This window comes from Brevibacillus sp. HB2.2, from assembly GCF_013284275.1.
GTDB classification, from domain to species: Bacteria; Bacillota; Bacilli; order Brevibacillales; family Brevibacillaceae; genus Brevibacillus; species Brevibacillus brevis_D.
Map to the genome: position 1 here is coordinate 21285 of NZ_JABSUV010000017.1, position 16311 is coordinate 37595.

The 16311-nt window shown below is 48.2% G+C and carries 18 protein-coding genes; 5 read left to right on the top strand and 13 right to left on the bottom strand.

Annotated features, from left to right (window positions below; genetic code table 11):
- Positions 1 to 4: 4 nt before the first annotated feature.
- The 7 genes from HP401_RS14225 to HP401_RS14255 all read right to left on the bottom strand — a co-directional run bounded on the left by HP401_RS14225 (position 5) and on the right by HP401_RS14255 (position 5598).
- Complete coding sequence (locus HP401_RS14225) at positions 5 to 883, bottom strand: MurR/RpiR family transcriptional regulator (protein WP_173605457.1); 879 nt, start codon at positions 881 to 883, stop codon at positions 5 to 7.
- Positions 884 to 2377: a M81 family metallopeptidase gene (locus HP401_RS14230; protein WP_173605458.1), complete on the bottom strand. Its 1494-nt coding sequence runs from the start codon at positions 2375 to 2377 to the stop codon at positions 884 to 886.
- Between the two features lie 204 nt (positions 2378 to 2581).
- Positions 2582 to 3358 (bottom strand): GTP-sensing pleiotropic transcriptional regulator CodY, encoded by a 777-nt coding sequence (codY, locus tag HP401_RS14235; RefSeq protein WP_064202195.1) that lies wholly within the window; start codon positions 3356 to 3358, stop codon positions 2582 to 2584.
- A 196-nt stretch (positions 3359 to 3554) separates the two neighbouring features.
- The gene (locus HP401_RS14240) at positions 3555 to 4331 is read right to left on the bottom strand and encodes a sporulation protein (RefSeq protein WP_173605459.1); all 777 of its coding nucleotides are present in this window, start codon (positions 4329 to 4331) and stop codon (positions 3555 to 3557) included.
- A 56-nt stretch (positions 4332 to 4387) separates the two neighbouring features.
- Positions 4388 to 4933: a sporulation membrane protein YtrI gene (locus tag HP401_RS14245; RefSeq protein WP_173605460.1), complete on the bottom strand. Its 546-nt coding sequence runs from the start codon at positions 4931 to 4933 to the stop codon at positions 4388 to 4390.
- Complete coding sequence (locus HP401_RS14250; protein ID WP_007720892.1) at positions 4930 to 5241, bottom strand: YtrH family sporulation protein; 312 nt, start codon at positions 5239 to 5241, stop codon at positions 4930 to 4932. Before HP401_RS14250 ends, HP401_RS14245 begins: the two co-directional genes overlap by 4 nt.
- A 132-nt stretch (positions 5242 to 5373) precedes the next feature.
- Positions 5374 to 5598, bottom strand: a complete 225-nt coding sequence (locus HP401_RS14255; protein WP_015892387.1) for a hypothetical protein — start codon at positions 5596 to 5598, stop codon at positions 5374 to 5376.
- Between the two features lie 326 nt (positions 5599 to 5924).
- Between HP401_RS14255 and HP401_RS14265 the strand changes: the two genes are divergently transcribed.
- The 3 genes from HP401_RS14265 to HP401_RS14275 are packed head-to-tail and all read left to right on the top strand — an operon-like array spanning position 5925 to position 7474.
- The gene (locus tag HP401_RS14265; RefSeq protein WP_173605461.1) at positions 5925 to 7172 is read left to right on the top strand and encodes an MFS transporter; all 1248 of its coding nucleotides are present in this window, start codon (positions 5925 to 5927) and stop codon (positions 7170 to 7172) included.
- Positions 7169 to 7315, top strand: coding sequence for a hypothetical protein (locus HP401_RS14270; RefSeq protein WP_173605462.1), 147 nt, complete (start codon positions 7169 to 7171; stop codon positions 7313 to 7315). The genes HP401_RS14265 and HP401_RS14270 overlap by 4 nt, the downstream gene beginning before the upstream one ends.
- A 21-nt stretch (positions 7316 to 7336) precedes the next feature.
- Positions 7337 to 7474, top strand: a complete 138-nt coding sequence (locus HP401_RS14275; protein ID WP_167402441.1) for a hypothetical protein — start codon at positions 7337 to 7339, stop codon at positions 7472 to 7474.
- 71 nt (positions 7475 to 7545) lie between these two features.
- Here the strand turns inward: HP401_RS14275 and HP401_RS14280 are convergent, their stop codons facing one another.
- Both HP401_RS14280 and HP401_RS14285 read right to left on the bottom strand, forming a co-directional pair.
- The gene (locus HP401_RS14280) at positions 7546 to 8061 is read right to left on the bottom strand and encodes a hypothetical protein (protein WP_173605463.1); all 516 of its coding nucleotides are present in this window, start codon (positions 8059 to 8061) and stop codon (positions 7546 to 7548) included.
- Positions 8062 to 8080: 19 nt separating this feature from the next.
- Complete coding sequence (locus tag HP401_RS14285; RefSeq protein ID WP_173605464.1) at positions 8081 to 9160, bottom strand: M42 family metallopeptidase; 1080 nt, start codon at positions 9158 to 9160, stop codon at positions 8081 to 8083.
- Positions 9161 to 9313: 153 nt separating this feature from the next.
- Here HP401_RS14285 and HP401_RS14290 point away from each other — a divergent pair, with 153 nt between their 5' ends.
- The gene (locus HP401_RS14290; protein ID WP_173605465.1) at positions 9314 to 10153 is read left to right on the top strand and encodes a GNAT family N-acetyltransferase; all 840 of its coding nucleotides are present in this window, start codon (positions 9314 to 9316) and stop codon (positions 10151 to 10153) included.
- Positions 10154 to 10231: 78 nt separating this feature from the next.
- Positions 10232 to 11533: a BaiN/RdsA family NAD(P)/FAD-dependent oxidoreductase gene (locus tag HP401_RS14295; RefSeq protein ID WP_173605466.1), complete on the top strand. Its 1302-nt coding sequence runs from the start codon at positions 10232 to 10234 to the stop codon at positions 11531 to 11533.
- A gap of 238 nt (positions 11534 to 11771) precedes the next feature.
- On the opposite strand, the gene HP401_RS14300 is transcribed toward HP401_RS14295, so the two are convergent.
- The 4 genes from HP401_RS14300 to HP401_RS14315 all read right to left on the bottom strand — a co-directional run bounded on the left by HP401_RS14300 (position 11772) and on the right by HP401_RS14315 (position 16246).
- On the bottom strand, positions 11772 to 11972 hold the full coding sequence (locus HP401_RS14300; RefSeq protein ID WP_016742115.1) for a hypothetical protein: 201 nt from the start codon (positions 11970 to 11972) through the stop codon (positions 11772 to 11774).
- Positions 11973 to 11977: 5 nt separating this feature from the next.
- Positions 11978 to 14431 (bottom strand): septation ring formation regulator EzrA, encoded by a 2454-nt coding sequence (locus HP401_RS14305; protein ID WP_173605467.1) that lies wholly within the window; start codon positions 14429 to 14431, stop codon positions 11978 to 11980.
- Between the two features lie 47 nt (positions 14432 to 14478).
- Complete coding sequence (refZ, locus tag HP401_RS14310) at positions 14479 to 15081, bottom strand: forespore capture DNA-binding protein RefZ (protein ID WP_173605468.1); 603 nt, start codon at positions 15079 to 15081, stop codon at positions 14479 to 14481.
- 256 nt (positions 15082 to 15337) lie between these two features.
- Positions 15338 to 16246 carry a DUF6612 family protein gene (locus HP401_RS14315; protein ID WP_173605469.1) on the bottom strand — a complete coding sequence of 303 codons (909 nt, stop codon included), beginning with the start codon at positions 16244 to 16246 and terminating at the stop codon, positions 15338 to 15340.
- Positions 16247 to 16311 lie beyond the last annotated feature (65 nt).

Genomic DNA, 16311 nt, shown 5'->3' on the forward strand with positions numbered 1-16311 from the left:
GCCGCTACACTTCTGTCCCTTCCGCAAACGGGTATATTTGTCGACTTGTCTCTTCGTATTCTTTCAGTCTTTGTTGTACCTGTTCTCCATCTGCCTGAACCACACCACTGATCAAAATATTCAGCATGGAAAAGATCGCCGTCATTCCTTTTAAGGCAGTAGGAGCAGGTGCGCTGACTTTTAAAATTTGATGAGCTACTGGTCCAATCGGAGATAGCTCATCGTCTGTAATCCCGATGATTTTGGCGCCTCTCTCTTTGGCCGCTTTTGCAAACAGGATCGTTTCACTCGTATAGCGGGGGAAGGAGAGTGCGATCACGAGCCAATCCTGATTGATCTGGGTCAACAAATAGTTGACGTCATCAACTGGCCCATTGTACAGATGCGCGTTTCCTCTGACGACATTCAGTGTAAAGGCGAGCCAGTGGGCTGGAGCATAGGAGCTGCGAAACCCTACAACGAGTATATGTTTGGCTGCCATAATACTTGAAACCGCTTGCAAAAGATGGTTCTTTTGCAATTCCCCTAACGTTTGCCGAATATACGCAACATCCTGCTCCATGTTATAAGAAATCAGGTCTTGTTTTCCCTTCATCTCCACTGCCGCTGTACGAAAACTGTGGATGGCATCAGCTTTTGGGACTTTTTCCAATAAGGAGCTGCGAATCTCACTTTGCAGTTCGCTGTACCCGGAGTAGGCGAGAGCGTAGGATAGTCGGATGATTGTCGTCTCGCTTGTGCCGCTCAATGCCCCGACAACTTTGGCTGGTTGCAGTGCAACGGACTTCGGCTCGGCGAGAATGTATTTGGCTGCGAGTTTTTGTTGGTTGGTCAATTCCGGATAATGCTTGCGGATGCGCTCCTGTACGGATTCCATGATCATCTACTTCCTTGTCAATTGATGTAGGTTCCACTCTGTGGCTGGGTCTAACGGGTAAATCGGGCGAATGGCGCGCTCGTATTTGAAGAAGCGGAAGTTGAGCGTCGTCAGTCCCGGCGAATCGACGGTAATGACGCGTGCGCTGATCGGTTCGAAGGATGCTCGGAAATGTGTGCTTGATTTCAAGGCCACGATCTTGTATTTGGTCACGTCCATTCCGTGCAACAGAAAAATTTGCTCATCCAGCACTTGCGATTTCACGGAGCAAACCAGGACGTCAACCCCGTCGATTTGCAAGCGAACGGACTTGCCAAAATTCTCATGTCCCCCTTGCCCCATCGGCGTCGTCGCAATGAATTTTCCATCTGTCAAAGCTTTGACGTAGGCTGTTACTTCAAGTGGTTCTCCATGCAGGTAGTCTGTCTTTCCACCCAGTGATAGCTGTACGGTAGCGCCTACTCCAGCCTGGTGGGCAATCTGGACCACTTCGGGATCGTAAATAAATCCAAAGCATGCATTTGTCAACTTGGCTTCCAGCATCGCCCGCAGCAAATGCGTTCCGTCTCCGGGTGTGCCTCCGCCTGGATTATCTGAAGTCTCATTGATTACGATGGGCATGCCTTCCGTTTCCAGTGCCATCGCAATTCCCTCGGCAGGAGTGGGCATGTTCAGCTCGAATTCATCCCGCTTTTCCCAAATCAGACAGGCGACATCCTCGCTCACCTTTTTGGCGAGCTCCTGATCGTTATTCGTCACGCTCAAAACGGAGACGCCCAGCTCAGGAATGTCCGTGTACGGAAAACCGTGGAAGAATGCACAGTCGATGACGCCTTCTTCCTTCTCCCACGCCCAGCAGGCTTCGTTTATTTCGCGTGCCGGGGAATGATGAGTAGCAGATGTCGGAATCAGTAGCGGCAGTCGGGTCAAATGCATGGTTGGCTTGATCCCTTCCGTAACCATCTTATGCGCCAGATCGATCGCTTCAATACCGCGTTCATAGCAATCCACATGGGGGTAAAGATGAACACCCAGGAGCGCATCGGCCTCATCCACCATTTTTTGTGTCATGTTTGCATGGAGATCGAGCGTAACAATTAAGGGAATGTCATAACCGACCAACTGACGCACTGACGCCAGAATGTCGCCCTCCAAATCATCCATTCCTTCTACAACCCCCGCTCCGTGAAGCCCCAGACAAATGGCATCTGCACCTTCTGTCGCAGCAATCGTGTCAAGAAGCTCCTTTTTAATCCGGTCATACGCTTCTCGCAAAATCGTCCCCGCTGGATACGTAAAGGTGAGAAAGGTCGGCAAAAGCTCGATGCCCAGCTCTTCGGCGCGATCCACCATCCCTCCTGGAAAGTTGCGAACGCCCCGATTGCGATTCACAATCGTTTCGTGATAATCCCACTCATAGCTTTGGAACATCTCAAGCGTCGTGGGCACATTGGAAAACGTGTTCGTTTCATGCGCAATCCCACCAATAATCACCTTCATTCTTAGACCCTCCATTCGATTTTGAAGTATAAACTTTATTTTTTCATTTTTTTGAAGTTTCAACCTTTGTGGACATTATAAAGGGAAGAAAATCATTTGTTCAATCGCTAAATTATGAACGTTTTATCGCTTCTGCTATACTTGTTGATTCATAAACAAAAGCCCTCCCGTTCTGGGAGAGCTTCTCTCGTAGCTCGTGGCAAATTATGAGGTTTTCCATTTCGCCAATTCAGATGGGAATTTGTCATTCAGCACTTTGATATAGGTACCCTTCATTCCTAACGAACGGGATTCTAGCACACCTGCGCTTGCCAGCTTGCGAAGAGCGTTCACGATGACCGAACGTGTCAGACCTGCTTGATCTGCCAGCTGGCTAGCTACTAGCAAGCCTTCGCGTGCATCCAATTGCTCCATAATTTTTTCAATCGCGATCTGTTCACTGTAGGACAACGACGAGAGTGCAATTTTGGCAAAGGTTTTGTCACGCACTTCATTTTCAATTTGTTCTGTGCGCTGCCGGACGATTTTCATACCGATCACGGTAGCACCGATCTCGCCCAAAATCAGATCCTCTGTTTCAAACTGACCGTAAGCACGCAGCAGGACGAGTGTGCCAAGGCGGCTTCCCCCTGCGTTGATAGGAACAATCGTCGTCATCATTTGCGGGAAAATCGAATTCAACTCTTTTGGAACAAGGCTGTACGGGCTGGTAACCGGCTCGTTGGCCAAGGTTTGTGAAGCTTCTAGCAGCTTCTGATGTACACCTTCCTGTAGCTGCGTGGATGAACGCCCTTCTTCTTGCAGGGAAATCTCCTGATTCATTCCACTTCCCAGGATTGAGCCATCTGCGGTAATGATGTAAACATTTGCAGAAATCACTTCAGATAATAGTCTTGCGAGATCTTGGAAGCCTACTCCGCTGCCACCCATTGTTTTTTGAAGCATCACATTAATTTTTCTCGTTTTTTCTAACAAATTCATTATAATATCCTCCTCTGGATTCTTCATGCTCACAGTATTGTCAGAAAAATCCAGCCCTATACATCCAAATCGAAAAATTAAAAAGAAGGTTGTGTACAGGAATTTAGGTAGGGAGAAAAGCGAGAAGACCTTCATAAAGAAAAAAGGCTGACAGAGTGGTTATTTTCACCCCGTCAGGCCTTTTTGGTATCATTCTCTAGCGAAGCTGCTTCTTGATGAGCGCTTCAATCGCTTCGGCAATGACATGCGTATGTCTGTTCATGTCTGCATTCGTTAAGCGGAAACGGACATAGCGTTCATCAAGGTTAAACGCTTCTTCAAGTGCCCCCATAAAGCCGCGCGCACGTTTGTCCAATTCCAATAAAACTTCCAATTCGCCATCGCGAAGGTAGAAGACTACTTCGAGCTCCTCCAATCGACTGCGGTATGGCCCTGTCGGACGGAATTCAAATTCCTGTACAAACGGATGATTGCGGCCAAGGTGGCGATTGTATTCGCAGTCTACCTTGTACAGCTGGAATCCGATCTGTTGAACAGCATCCAACACTTTGGTCATTAACGGATGTGGGCGAACCTCGATGAAATCGGAATCACCTGGGTCGATCGCATTTTTAATATCGAGACCTGTCCGCAAGTAAACGGGTTGACGCCCCATTGTCAATGGCGTCTCATACGGCAATTGAAAAGCGAATGGCAGAACGACTTCCTCTTTCGGTTTCAATTGTACCCGCTCAGACAGACGGTATTTGACAAGTGTGCATTCTTCCTTCGTCTTAGAGTCGTTGCTTTCTTTTTCATAGTGTGTGACGACATACATGTAGATTTCGTCGATTTCCTGGGCGACATCTCCTCCCTTGATATGGACCTCACCTCTGACCATATCTCCGGGAATGAGTGAATCCTGCTCAAGACGTGCATCTACTTGCGCAGAGCCAATACCTACACTAGCCAATAATTTTTTGAACATGGACATGTGTTCGCCTCTCCTTTATACCGACCCAGACCTACATGATCTGGCTATCAGATATTCTATATTGAAATATACGGTGGAAGAAATAGAAAGTTTCGCGCAATCTTTTGCCAAACATCATCCGGTATAACGTCCGCTGTCACGAACACATGCAACGTTCTACTAATCACGACTGTTTTGATTCGTACCTCCACTGTCGTTCGATCAGACAAAATATATTCGCGGCGCCGCAGCATTTCATGCAAGACCTGATGAACCTCCGCAACCTGCTCAACCTTCTTCCCTTTTAACAAAGCGAGATCCTTTTCCACGCGATCAACTACTTGTACCACAATGGTGGCATGAAGCGGCTGCTTCTGATCTGCGGTGAGTACAGAGGCGCGTACGTCTTCGATGACAGTCTCTTGCTTTTTGCGATAGACCCGCTGATTTTGCTTCAGCTCCAGATTTTCCTCGTACAGTTTTTTGTTTTGCAGCTCCAAGCTTTTTTTGATCAGCATCATCTGCTCCATTTCGCGTCCGTATGTAAATAAAATCACGGTTCCGCCCAACACGCACCCCATGAGCAAAAGCGCGAGGTAACGCTTCCAAAGAATCACTTTCATGAGCGCACCTGTACCAGCCAATGTACACAAATCGTTCCGATATGGGCACCCAAGAATGCGACGACGATCATCACGAGCTGTTTAAAGACAGGTGTCAAATTTCCCATCAGTATTTTTTCGATCTGCAAAAACGAATCAAACGTTCCGCCCAATGCCCCAACCAATCCCCATATTTTGAGCTGGTCAGCCAATTGGGCCATCGATAACAGCGGAGGCTTTTCAGTGAGAAAAGCGCCCACTCCACCTGAGAGAGCTCCGCCCACCACAATGCCATAAGCCACGAAAAACGTCAAAATGACTTGTGCCATGTTGTGCTTCATCCTTTCTTCGAACAAGCAGTATATGCTTATCCCTACGCTCGTCATCCCGGTTTTATAACAGAACTCGCCAGCGTTTCAAATAAAAAGCGGCATGCTAGATTGGGCAGCATGCCGGGTCGATCAGCGTTGGTTCCTTCTCCATTTTTTCAGTTTCTTTTCAATGCGCGGCGAGTTCATGATCATAAGATCCGTAAACAAGTTGACCATTTTCGGATTTCGCAGCATCTGGTTAAAAACCTCTGGATTTTGCTTGAACCATTGCTCATTGGCACGGATCCATTTCTTGAAAGCATCGTTTGTTTTGTAATAATGATTCAATTGCCGAACCGGTCGATATCCACTCATCTTAATCTATCCCTTCGTCAAAAAATATAACGAGGAGAAAAACGATCACGATGATCCAGATGATCACTTCGAAACCTTCCTCGTTGAAGAAACCAAATCCTCTCACGTCAGATCCCCCCTTCATCCTGCCGCGCTCCTCGCACCATTCCATACCGCCCATGGTACCTTTCCCTATAGGTATATGTGGTTCCACGCTTGTTGGATTGGACACTTGCCTGCCTTCATATTGATTTTGTGTGCTGGCCTACTTTGTTGTGAAAAACGACGCATAGGGACACTCCTTTTCCACTCATACTAGAGAGGAATGAATCAAAGAGGAGACGAACATGACAGCCTCTACTGGATCTCTGTTACGCAACAAGCCTTACCTGCTGTTACTGCTAGTCGTCTTTTTCATGCACATGGCCTCTTACCTGGTCATTCCCGTCTTCCCCGTCTTTTTGCAAAAGGTACGGGTTCTTTCACTCTCTCAAGTCGGCATCATTTTGGCAGCGGGAAGCATCACATACCAAATCGGAAGCTTGGCAGGCGGCTTGATGTCAGATCGCTGGGGCAAACGCACCATTCTAGCCTTGGGGGCATTCCTTCAAGGATGTGCCATGGCAGGCTATCACTTCAGCCATTCCTATGGTTTCTTCTTGTTATTCTCCTCAGTCAACGGCTTGGGTCTTGGTCTGCTCGCTCCTACCATAAAAGCCATGATCGCGGATGAAGTGGATGAGGGCCAAAGAACGGCTGCCTTCTCATGGAGAGGGATACTCGCTCACAGCGGGATTATTGTCGCAGGCTTGATCATTACATGGATGACTGCGGGTGGGAAACAGCCGTTTCTCGTAGCTGCCTTTGTGTACGGAGCACTTGCTGTTTTTTCTCGCTTCATCCTTCCCGATGATCGCTGTGTGGGAACTGATTGTAAGCAAACGCCGCTCAAGGAGTATCGTCACATCTTGACCCATCGCAGCTTTCTGCTCTTTTCCGCGATCTCGCTCTTAATCTGGGCGATCTACGCTCAATTCGCCATGATCCTGCCGCTACGGGGAGAGCATGTCCTGCATTCCGCTACGATGATTGGCCTCATTTGGACGATCAACTCGCTCAGTGTCGTCGTCTTGCAAGGGCTGATCTCACGTTTTGTACTACAGCGCATCAATCCGTACTTGTCTGTCACAATGGGAACGATCTTGTTGGGTGCAGGGCTAACGCTCATGGGATGGGCAAACCACTTCCTCACACTGTCCGGGGCTGCGATTCTATTCATTTTGGGTGAGATGCTATTTATGCCCATGCTGGACAGTCTCGTCACTCATTTCGCAAAAGAAGAATGGCTGGGGGCGTACTTTGGCTTTTCCAATTTCGTATCTGGTCTTGGGACGGCTCTTGGGACAGGATTGGGTGGAGCAATGGTTGAAAAGCTTGGGGGAGTCGGCAGCATCTATCCGTGGATTGGCTACGGAGTAATTACACTGTTTTTGGCGGCGATTCTTGGTCTGTTTGCCCTATACGCCATCCCTCGCCACAAAAATGCTGTACTTGACTCCCCCTCAAAAACTCCCAGAAAGGAAGGGGCCACATGAACGTAGAGGAAAACGCACAGCATCAACTCGAAAAGCAGATGGAAGTGCTTCGGCGAGTGCCGCTCACCTCCCTGTTCATCCAACTGGAGGACCATGTATCCTCCCGCATTCGCCAAAAAACAAATTCGCCTTGGCAGCCATGACTCTGAGAAAGGGGTAGTTACATGACTAAGCAAAACAAGGATTCCTCCGTACAGCAAAATCGACCAGACGAACGCAATCGCCAGCCCAAAAACGTTCAAAACGATGCGCCGGGCTATGGAGACAAAAAACTGGAGGGGCCAAATCGTCCTTCCACCTAACCCTTAGGCAATCAATAAAAAAAGTCATTTTGCGCCTTCATGCAAGGGCAAAATGACTTTTTTCATTTCCTTTACGAAATCGGTACGAGCTTGTACGGCAAGGAGAATTCTTCTAGCCCCTCCAAAAACGCTTGGCGAGACTTTTCATCAGGCGCAATCAGTTGGAGATAGCGTGTGAAATAAAACACGATGCGATCTTCTTTGCCCTCTTGTAAGCGATAGTGTGACAGTTGTGCGATGTCCGTCAGGTTGTAAAAGTATTCATAGTGCTCCTGTGTAAAAGGCGCATGAAAGATCCGGCTGACTACTACACCATTGCTCAGATTTTCCCGCATGTTCTCTTTTGTTGCCCCGAGAAAACGAAGCAGTTCACCGGCACGCTTCGCCCCGACCTTCTCCACCAGGATGCTGTCGTTGTACTCCACTTCCAGATCGGTCAATTTGTTGGAAACGGCTGCAAGCATCGCCATCAACACCTTGCGCACTGCCAGATTCTCCGTAGCAAATTGATTGTCAAACACATTAAATTCAAACGACGTCGCTTCGCCCTGACGCCGTGTATACAATATGATCGCGTTCAAAAGCATTCCTCCGCTTTCTACTCACTTATCTAGGCAAAATAGATTCCCACGTCGCACGGTCCAGCTTGCGAATGACACTGAACAAGAGACGCTTGGCTGCCTCGTAATCCTCGCGGTCAATGATCGACGAATGGCTGTGAATGTAACGGGAAGGAATTCCAATAACGGCAGACGGCACTCCCTTGCCATGGTACTGAACGACACCTGCATCCGTCCCGCCTTTTGCCACGTAAATCTGGTATGGAATGTTCTCTTCTTCGCACGTGGAGATAAGAAGCTCACGCAATCCTACCGGCATGACGTACATCGGATCGTAGATGCGCATCAACAGTCCACCGCCGAGCTTGCCGCCATCATCTTTTACCCCTGGTATGTCTGTGGCTGGACTCGCATCCAATGCCAGGAACAAATCCGGATCAATGGACGCAGCGGCAGTTTTCGCGCCACGCTGCCCGGACAATTCTTCCTGTACAGTAGCCCCGACGTAGACGACATTCGGATGATTGGGGTTTTCATGCAGTTCTTTTGCGAGCTCCACTGCCAAACTGCAACCATAGCGATTATCCCATGCTTTCGCCATGATACGGCGCGGATTGGACATGACCTGCAACGGGCAAACCGGTACGATTTGCTGGCCAGCCCGAATCCCTACCTGTTCTGCTTCCTCACGTGAATCCACGCCGATATCAATGTACATGTTGCGCACATCCATCGGGCGATTACGCTGATCGTCGCTCAAGACATGCGGTGGAATCGAGCTGATTACGCCTTCAACTGGGCCGTTGTCCGTTATAATTTGTACACGTTGTGCGAGCAGAACCTGCCCCCACCAGCCTCCCAGCGTCTGAAATGAAATAAATCCTTTATCAGAAATTCGGGTGACCATGAAGCCGACTTCGTCCATGTGACCCGCTACCATAATTTTAGGACCGTTCTCGTCACCACGCATAACGCCAAAAATACTGCCCAAATTGTCGTACATGAGTTCACTCGTATAGCTGCTTATGTATTCCCGCATAATCTCGCGTACCGGACCTTCGAAGCCAGGCGCTCCTGGTGCCTGCGTCAAACGGTTCCACAGTTCAGCTTGAAATTTATTTTCCATTGCCAAAAATCCTCCTCGACCCTAGTTTCATGCCTGTTACCCTTCTCTATTATCCGCGAGAGAGATTTCAGACGCAACTACTCCCAAGCAGGAATGCAAGAGCTTTTCCCGAATGAAGAAAAAAACACGAATGGTTTGAGGAGGAAAAAGCAGATGGCAATCACGTTACGAAAGTTGTCCGAATTCAGTGAGATTGAACAATTAGAAGAAATGGAGGGGAAAATATGGGACCCTTCTAGTGCTATTCCCCACCATATGACACTCACCATGCAAAAGTTTGGCGGTCTGTTTTTAGGGGCATTCGATGACGAGAAAATGATCGGCTTCTTGTACAGCTTCCCGGGCTTCACCAATGGAGAACCCCATCTTTGTTCGCACATGCTCGGCTTTTTGCCAGAGTATCGCAAGCAAGGGCTGGGCGTACAAATGAAATGGCTGCAAAAAGAAGAAGCGGCTGCTGCGGGCTATTCCAAAATCACATGGACCTATGATCCGCTAGAGACTGTAAACGGAGTTCTGAACATCGCCAAGTTGGGAGGTATCGTTCGAACGTATTTGCCAAACTGCTACGGACAGCTTGATGACGACTTCAATCGAGGACTGCCGACAGACCGTTTCCTCGTGGAATGGTTGATTGGAAGCGATCGTGTGGAATCGCGTCAGGCAGGGAACAACCCTACTCCCTCTCTTGAACATGCACCAGACCTGTTGCGTCTGGAAATCAAAGATGGCATTCCACATCCTATCGAAATCGATTTGTCACGCGAAGAGCCTATCGTGCTGCTACCTGTCCCTGCCTTCTTCCAGGATGTTAAACGAGCTGATATGACCGTCGCTTCCATGTGGCGCGAGATGACGCGCGAATTGTTCACAGCCTATTTTGCCAAAGGATATGTCGTGACGAATATCCTCCGTGATCAATCCACCGTTCGTTACGTCTTAGAAAAGCAGCCGTTGACTGATATTTTAGGTGCCTCGTCCTCTCTATCCTAGCTAGAATGGCGCGCCGGGTGGGTAGGTTGTGGTAAAATGGTGTTTGCCCAACCTTATACAACAAAGGACGAGAATGAAATGAATCGATCACAATACAAGTATGACGTTATTATCATAGGCGGTGGCCCCTCTGGGCTGATGTCTGCTATTGCTGCTTCTGGTCAAGGGGCAAGAGTTTGTCTCGTGGAAAAAGGCTCGAAGCTCGGACGCAAGCTCATCATATCGGGCGGCGGTCGTTGCAATGTAACCAATGCCAAGGAACAAGATGAATTAATCAAACAAATGCCGGGAAATGGTCGCTTCATGTACAGTGCTCTCACCCAATTCGGCAACCGAGAGATTATCCAGTTTTTTGAGGAGTTGGGTGTCGCGCTAAAAGAAGAGGATCGGGGCCGTATGTTTCCCGTCACAGATAAAGCAGTGACAGTCGCCCAAGCGTTGATTGATTTGTTGAAGCAAAGAGGTGTCAGCATTCATTTAAACGCCGCTGTAAAGGAAGTTCTCTACTCGGAAGGCAGAGTCGGTGGCATCATGCTCCAGTCTGGTGAGAAAATAACCGCGCCTTGTGTGATTATTGCCGTCGGGGGTTGTTCTGTACCACAGACAGGCTCTACGGGCGATGGCTATACATGGGCAAAAGCAGCCGGGCACACGATCACAGAGCTGTATCCTACTGAAGTACCGCTTACAGCCAATGACTCTTTTATTCGTGATAAATCGATCCAGGGTCTGTCGCTGCGTGACATCACGATGACGTTGTATGCGCCCAATGGGAAAAAGATCAATACACAGGAAGGCGATATGATCTTCACTCATTTCGGAATATCAGGACCCGCCTCCCTGCGCATGGGACATTATGTCTCTGTGTCGCAACGAAAATACGGAGCGGTTCCTCTATCTCTGACGATCGATCTCATGCCTAACAAAACGGCCGATGAAATTACGGCGGAAAGCTGGCAGCTGATTGAGGAGCAGCCAAAAAAGGCAGTAAAAAATGCAATAAAAGGCTTCCTCCCCGAACGGATTATTCCACTCTTGCTTTCCTTGGCAGGAATTTCGGATGAAACGACCTACAGCCATATGAAGAAACAAGAGTGGAGCAAGTTCACGAACTTGATCAAAGCTTTTCCACTCACCATTACGGGGACGCTCTCTCTTGAGGAAGCGTTCATTACAGGTGGCGGTGTGAGTGTAAAAGAGATCGATCCACGCTCGATGAGATCCAAGCTCATGGATGGGTTATATTTTGCGGGAGAGGTCATGGACGTCCACGCCCATACAGGTGGCTACAACATCACCATCGCCTTTTCGTCTGGCTATTCTGCTGGTACGCATAGTGCGCAGGAAGCATTTGAATTTTTTTACGAGAATGACGTTTAGATGATCAGGGAATGGGGAAACTATGAATCAGGTTCTCTTTTCATGAAAAGAGAAATCAGCACATTACTCCCCCCTAGTTGTAATGTGCTGATTTAACAGACCTTACTCCCTTTATCTTCCTAGATGGGGCATCGCCTGCGTGAGCGATGCTTCTTTTTTTTGCCCAACAAAAAGCACCTGCTACCAAAGATGGTACATCCATCTTTTTATAGCAGGTGCTTTATCATTGATGATCGGTTTATCCAACAAGGCGGAACAAATACGCAAATCCAGCGAGTAAAAAGCCTAGGCCCAACAGAAAAAACGTGTTGGCACGCTGCTTAACGCGCCTTTCGTCTCCCTGAAAATGAGCGTTCATCCGCGATTGCCAACGTTTTGTCTGCGGCTGTACCATGACGAGAATCCCAACTGCCAGTAAGAAGAGAGGAAAGACCATCATCTGGCTCAACCCTTTTTCTTACGACGGAGAAGCCAACCGTTATCATCTTCGGCTGGTGCGCCTTCAATTACCAGCCGGGCCTCCTCGGCAAGCTGATACGCTTCTGCGAAAGCTAGTTGTCGAAATGATATCTCTGCCTTCGTTAACAACTCATTGACCTGACGATTTTGGCGGCGATACCGGTTTGTATACTGGATGGCACCCTCTGCCATCTGGCAAGTTGCGATAATTCGTTCTGCCATTCGCTCTGTTTCGCCGACCAAATCACTCGCGTCCTGGACCAGCATGGCGACCTCTTCCAGATCATAGCGGTACTGTTCCATGATCGTTTGCACGCGGCCCAACGTTTGCACAACTTCTTCAAACATGTATTTCAATTGATCCGGAATGCCTGGCAAGTAGCTACGCTTGATTTGCTGACGAACGCGGACTAATGTGTTAGAAATGCGCTCCAGTTCATCCAGCGCATCGTCTTCCGTTTCGATGACTAAATACGCTTGCTCTTCTTCTTCCGGAATCATCTCTTCCTGTTCAGGCTGATTCTTCGGCATGACCAACTCGTACTCTTCTTCTTCGTACACAGGTTCCTCAGCTTTGACTTCTGGAGCCGGCTTTTTTGCTTTTTTGTTGAAAAGCTGAGGAATTGCTTGCAACAACACGGAACGTTCAGCTTCACTCAGCTCTGAGGATCTTCCTCTCACCGCTCGCTCTTCTTCCACTTTCGTCTGCTGGAAAGAAGTTGTCATTCCTGGATTTTCTTCGCTGGCAGAATGCTCGATCTCGCTAGCTAGAGTCGGCTCCGGTGTACGAATCTCCGGCTCCACAGGCGTGGACGTCGCAGCTACTTGCTGTAGCGAATCATCCTGTTCCACCGCGCCTACTTCTGCACTCTTTTCTTCCTGCACAAATTCTGTTTCATCTTTACCTTGATTTCCTTCTGCTTGCGGTTCCAATTCAACTTCTGCATACACCGTCGCTGCGGCTTCATCACGTGCAAGAACGCCATCTTCTATCGCTTGATACGTCGCATCAATGAGCACTTCGAACGCTTTGACATGAGTCAACACCATTTCCAGGCTGCCCTCTTCCAAAGCGCTCTTCGCGGACATGACCAATTGCTTCGCCTGCAAGAGGGCATTGTCCAAGGAATCCTGTTTTAAATCAAAGCCATCGCGAACGGCCTGCTCAATTCCTTCTTCCAGATGCTTGAATTCTTCTGGCAATTCTTTTTTCACGCGTTGCACAAGCTTTGGAATAAGCTCCATTGCTTGTCCTACCTGCTCCAGTACTTGCTGAGCTTTTTGTGTGGTTTCGTAGGCAGCAATGTCGTCCCCTGCTGCCCGCGCAGTTTTCACGAGTTTTCGCATCGTGTCTACTTCATCCAGCGATGCTTTCAATTCATGGAAAGACAATCCGTACTCCAGACGCAAATCGGACAAACGTCGTTCCATCTGCTCCACTTGCTTTCCGATCTCAGGAACAACAACCTTATTTTCTTGCTTGGTAACTGCCACTTTGGATGTGTCTGTTTTTAGCTCATCCAGCTCATCCTCAATTTTTGTAATGGCCTCTCTCGCCTCATTCAACATGCCAAGTGCCAACGTAAAACGGAAACGATCACAAGCCTCTTCCGCATCGAGAATCATCATTTCTACATCAGGGATGCGAATGCGCAACAGATTCTCTTTTTTGTCTGCCAAGTGGTGGTAACGTACTTCTGTCATGCCGCTGGAACGGCGAAGCGGTTTTTCCACCTCGATGACATTGATCTTCTCAACGAGCTCTTCCTTCCAATCCTCTACATCATCTACTTGGGCAAAAATAGCACGGCGTCTGATCATCGCGTAAATCAAGCCGATCGATAACCCAGCAAATACCGCCCCAACCAGATAAATCCACCACGGAATACCTCCGAGTGCGCTACTGCTTTCGCTCTCTGGTGCCTTACTAGCGTCGGTCGCATCCGGTATTGCTGTTGCTTGCTTGTTTTCAATGCGGCTTAGCTCCCTGTTTACTTCCGCGATTACAGTTTGTATACCGGTCAAATACTGCTTTTGTGTGCGAAATGCGTCATAAAAAGACGCGATCTTTTCATGCAGTAATGTCATCGTCGCACCTTTTTCCTGCAAAGAAGGACCTGCATAAATCCCCAGCTGCTCGGTGTTCATGTCAAGTACGATCATTAGTGCATCATCGGCCAAATTGTAATTGTCAAACAGCTTTTGTGCATACATATCTGGAGATTCAGCTTCTGGTGCAGTGCTTTCCACTACCACGACTTTGTAGCTGCCTGGTAGGCCGTTCAATGAATTTGCAAAGGCGGTTCTGTCTTCTTTTTTCAAATAGTTGTCAGCGTCCTGAACAACTTCATCTTTTTTATCTGGAAACGGTGTTGCATAAACCGGATTCGTATATAACAACATGCCTGCCAAACAGAGCATGAATAGTTTTCGTTTCACTTGTCATACATCCCCTTACTAGAATCATTCATTGGGAGAGGCCACGCCTAAGCAGGCAGCAAAGAACCTCGCAGATAACACATAATCGAGGTTTGCAGCCATTGGACGAACTCCTCGGAAGATGGCTCCAGATCATAGACCTGGCGAACCATTTGTGGTTGCAAAAATGGATATATCATCTGACTCGTCATAGCCAGTACTGTACGATCAATAGAGACGGGCAAAAACTCACCGGAGACGACACCGCCCTCGATTACACGTGAAAGCCCGTGCTTCCATCGGCTCATATATAGCGTCATCACTTCACGAGCAAGCATGGATTCTACGCTCAGCTCACGGTGAATCAACCGCGTGATAGCCGCATGCTCACATTGAAATTGCAAATATAGCTGCACAACTTGTTCCAATCGTTGATAGGCAGGGATGTTTTCCTGCTCGTTTTCCAGTTCTTCCAAAAGGCGAAACAACGTCTCAAAGTAAGAAGCAATCAGCGTCTCCAGGACTCCTTGCTTCCCTTCAAAGTGATAGGAAATCAGCGCGGAATTTACTTGAGCAACAGAGGCAATTTGTCTTACGGAGGTTCCTTTATAGCCATGAACATCAAAAAGCTTCGCTGCTGCGGATAAAATACGCATTTTCGTCTGATCCATCAGGCATCTTTCCCATTGTACAGATTATTCGACGAAAAAAGATAGTCTTGTTGTATGTTCGACAATGTTTTCCATGATTCCTTCTCATCATGCTGATTCCATCGAAAAATACCGCTACCGCATAGATTTTCTTCCACATAAGAAGTACGTAAAAAGCATCGAGGACGTTACCTCATTTACTCAATTTTCCCTGACAAAAAAAAGACGCTCCTGTCTGTTTTGCAAGAGGAACGTCTCACTTGATTACTCTTACTCCCTATTTGCTTTTTTCCTCTGGAACTGTGATGGGGGCTACTGTTCCGTATTGCTGCAAATACGTTTCTACCTGCGTATGCTCTTTTACACGCTGATCGTTCAAATCGTAAGCAGATCGAATGGACATCGTCATGTTCGTGGGGAGCATCGTTTTTTTGTTGTAGTGAATCGTGTACTCTGCCTCCACTTCCATCTGGTTCACGAGCTCATTTACGTCCACCTTTTTCTTGGACTGAATCGTGGGTCCAGAATGATGGGCAGGCGCTCCTCTCCAATTTCCTTCTGAGAGTGACATCGCTAGCTTTAGCTTCGGTATGTAGGGTTTCTCTCGCCCTGCTATCGATTGGACTTTTGCTCCCGACTTTGTTTGTTCTTGCATTTGAGCAACAAGCCAGCTTTTTAGTTTGGCAGAATCCAATACAACTCCAAGCGCTTCAAAATCGTCCTTTGGATTCTCATCAGGCAACATCCGGACGTTTCGTTTCATACCGTCGATTTGCTGAAACGAAGCGACGGGGTTCCAGTTGTTCATTTCTTGATGCAGGGCCGGGCTGTCCCCTGCGACATGGTTCCAGCCTTCGTTTTGTCCATCCTTGGTATACAGCTTGTCTCCATGTCTGAGCAAGGATAAGTCGTCCACTCTGTTTTCCTCTGGTACAGAGAGCTTCACGTTCATGTAAACAGCCTCTCCGTCTTTTCTGCCCGAAAAGTTAACCATGTTCGCATTGGCACTGTTCGCCGTCAGCAGCTTGGTTTGCCCGTAGAACGCATACGATTTCTGCGCATCGAACTTGTCCCGGACTTGCTCAAACGTTGTATTCGCATCCTGCTTCACACGCATTTGATTACAGCCACCTACAACAACAGTGCACACTAGAGCCATCACGCAAATGGGCCAATACTTCTGCATAGATGCTACCCTCCCTCGGCTACCCTGGTCAGCCTCATGTAGGGGCTCAGGGTAATAGTCCCTTT

Excerpts from the sequence above, each read along its gene's own strand:
- HP401_RS14225 (WP_173605457.1), bottom strand. The coding sequence starts at position 883 with ATGATCATGGAATCCGTACAGGAGCGCATCCGCAAGCATTATCCGGAA.
- HP401_RS14230 (WP_173605458.1), bottom strand. The coding sequence starts at position 2,377 with ATGAAGGTGATTATTGGTGGGATTGCGCATGAAACGAACACGTTTTCC.
- codY (WP_064202195.1), bottom strand. The coding sequence starts at position 3,358 with ATGAATTTGTTAGAAAAAACGAGAAAAATTAATGTGATGCTTCAAAAA.
- HP401_RS14240 (WP_173605459.1), bottom strand. The coding sequence starts at position 4,331 with ATGTCCATGTTCAAAAAATTATTGGCTAGTGTAGGTATTGGCTCTGCG.
- HP401_RS14245 (WP_173605460.1), bottom strand. The coding sequence starts at position 4,933 with ATGAAAGTGATTCTTTGGAAGCGTTACCTCGCGCTTTTGCTCATGGGG.
- HP401_RS14250 (WP_007720892.1), bottom strand. The coding sequence starts at position 5,241 with ATGGCACAAGTCATTTTGACGTTTTTCGTGGCTTATGGCATTGTGGTG.
- HP401_RS14255 (WP_015892387.1), bottom strand. The coding sequence starts at position 5,598 with ATGAGTGGATATCGACCGGTTCGGCAATTGAATCATTATTACAAAACA.
- HP401_RS14265 (WP_173605461.1), top strand. The coding sequence starts at position 5,925 with ATGACAGCCTCTACTGGATCTCTGTTACGCAACAAGCCTTACCTGCTG.
- HP401_RS14270 (WP_173605462.1), top strand. The coding sequence starts at position 7,169 with ATGAACGTAGAGGAAAACGCACAGCATCAACTCGAAAAGCAGATGGAA.
- HP401_RS14275 (WP_167402441.1), top strand. The coding sequence starts at position 7,337 with ATGACTAAGCAAAACAAGGATTCCTCCGTACAGCAAAATCGACCAGAC.
- HP401_RS14280 (WP_173605463.1), bottom strand. The coding sequence starts at position 8,061 with ATGCTTTTGAACGCGATCATATTGTATACACGGCGTCAGGGCGAAGCG.
- HP401_RS14285 (WP_173605464.1), bottom strand. The coding sequence starts at position 9,160 with ATGGAAAATAAATTTCAAGCTGAACTGTGGAACCGTTTGACGCAGGCA.
- HP401_RS14290 (WP_173605465.1), top strand. The coding sequence starts at position 9,314 with ATGGCAATCACGTTACGAAAGTTGTCCGAATTCAGTGAGATTGAACAA.
- HP401_RS14295 (WP_173605466.1), top strand. The coding sequence starts at position 10,232 with ATGAATCGATCACAATACAAGTATGACGTTATTATCATAGGCGGTGGC.
- HP401_RS14300 (WP_016742115.1), bottom strand. The coding sequence starts at position 11,972 with ATGATGGTCTTTCCTCTCTTCTTACTGGCAGTTGGGATTCTCGTCATG.
- refZ (WP_173605468.1), bottom strand. The coding sequence starts at position 15,081 with ATGGATCAGACGAAAATGCGTATTTTATCCGCAGCAGCGAAGCTTTTT.
- HP401_RS14315 (WP_173605469.1), bottom strand. The coding sequence starts at position 16,246 with ATGCAGAAGTATTGGCCCATTTGCGTGATGGCTCTAGTGTGCACTGTT.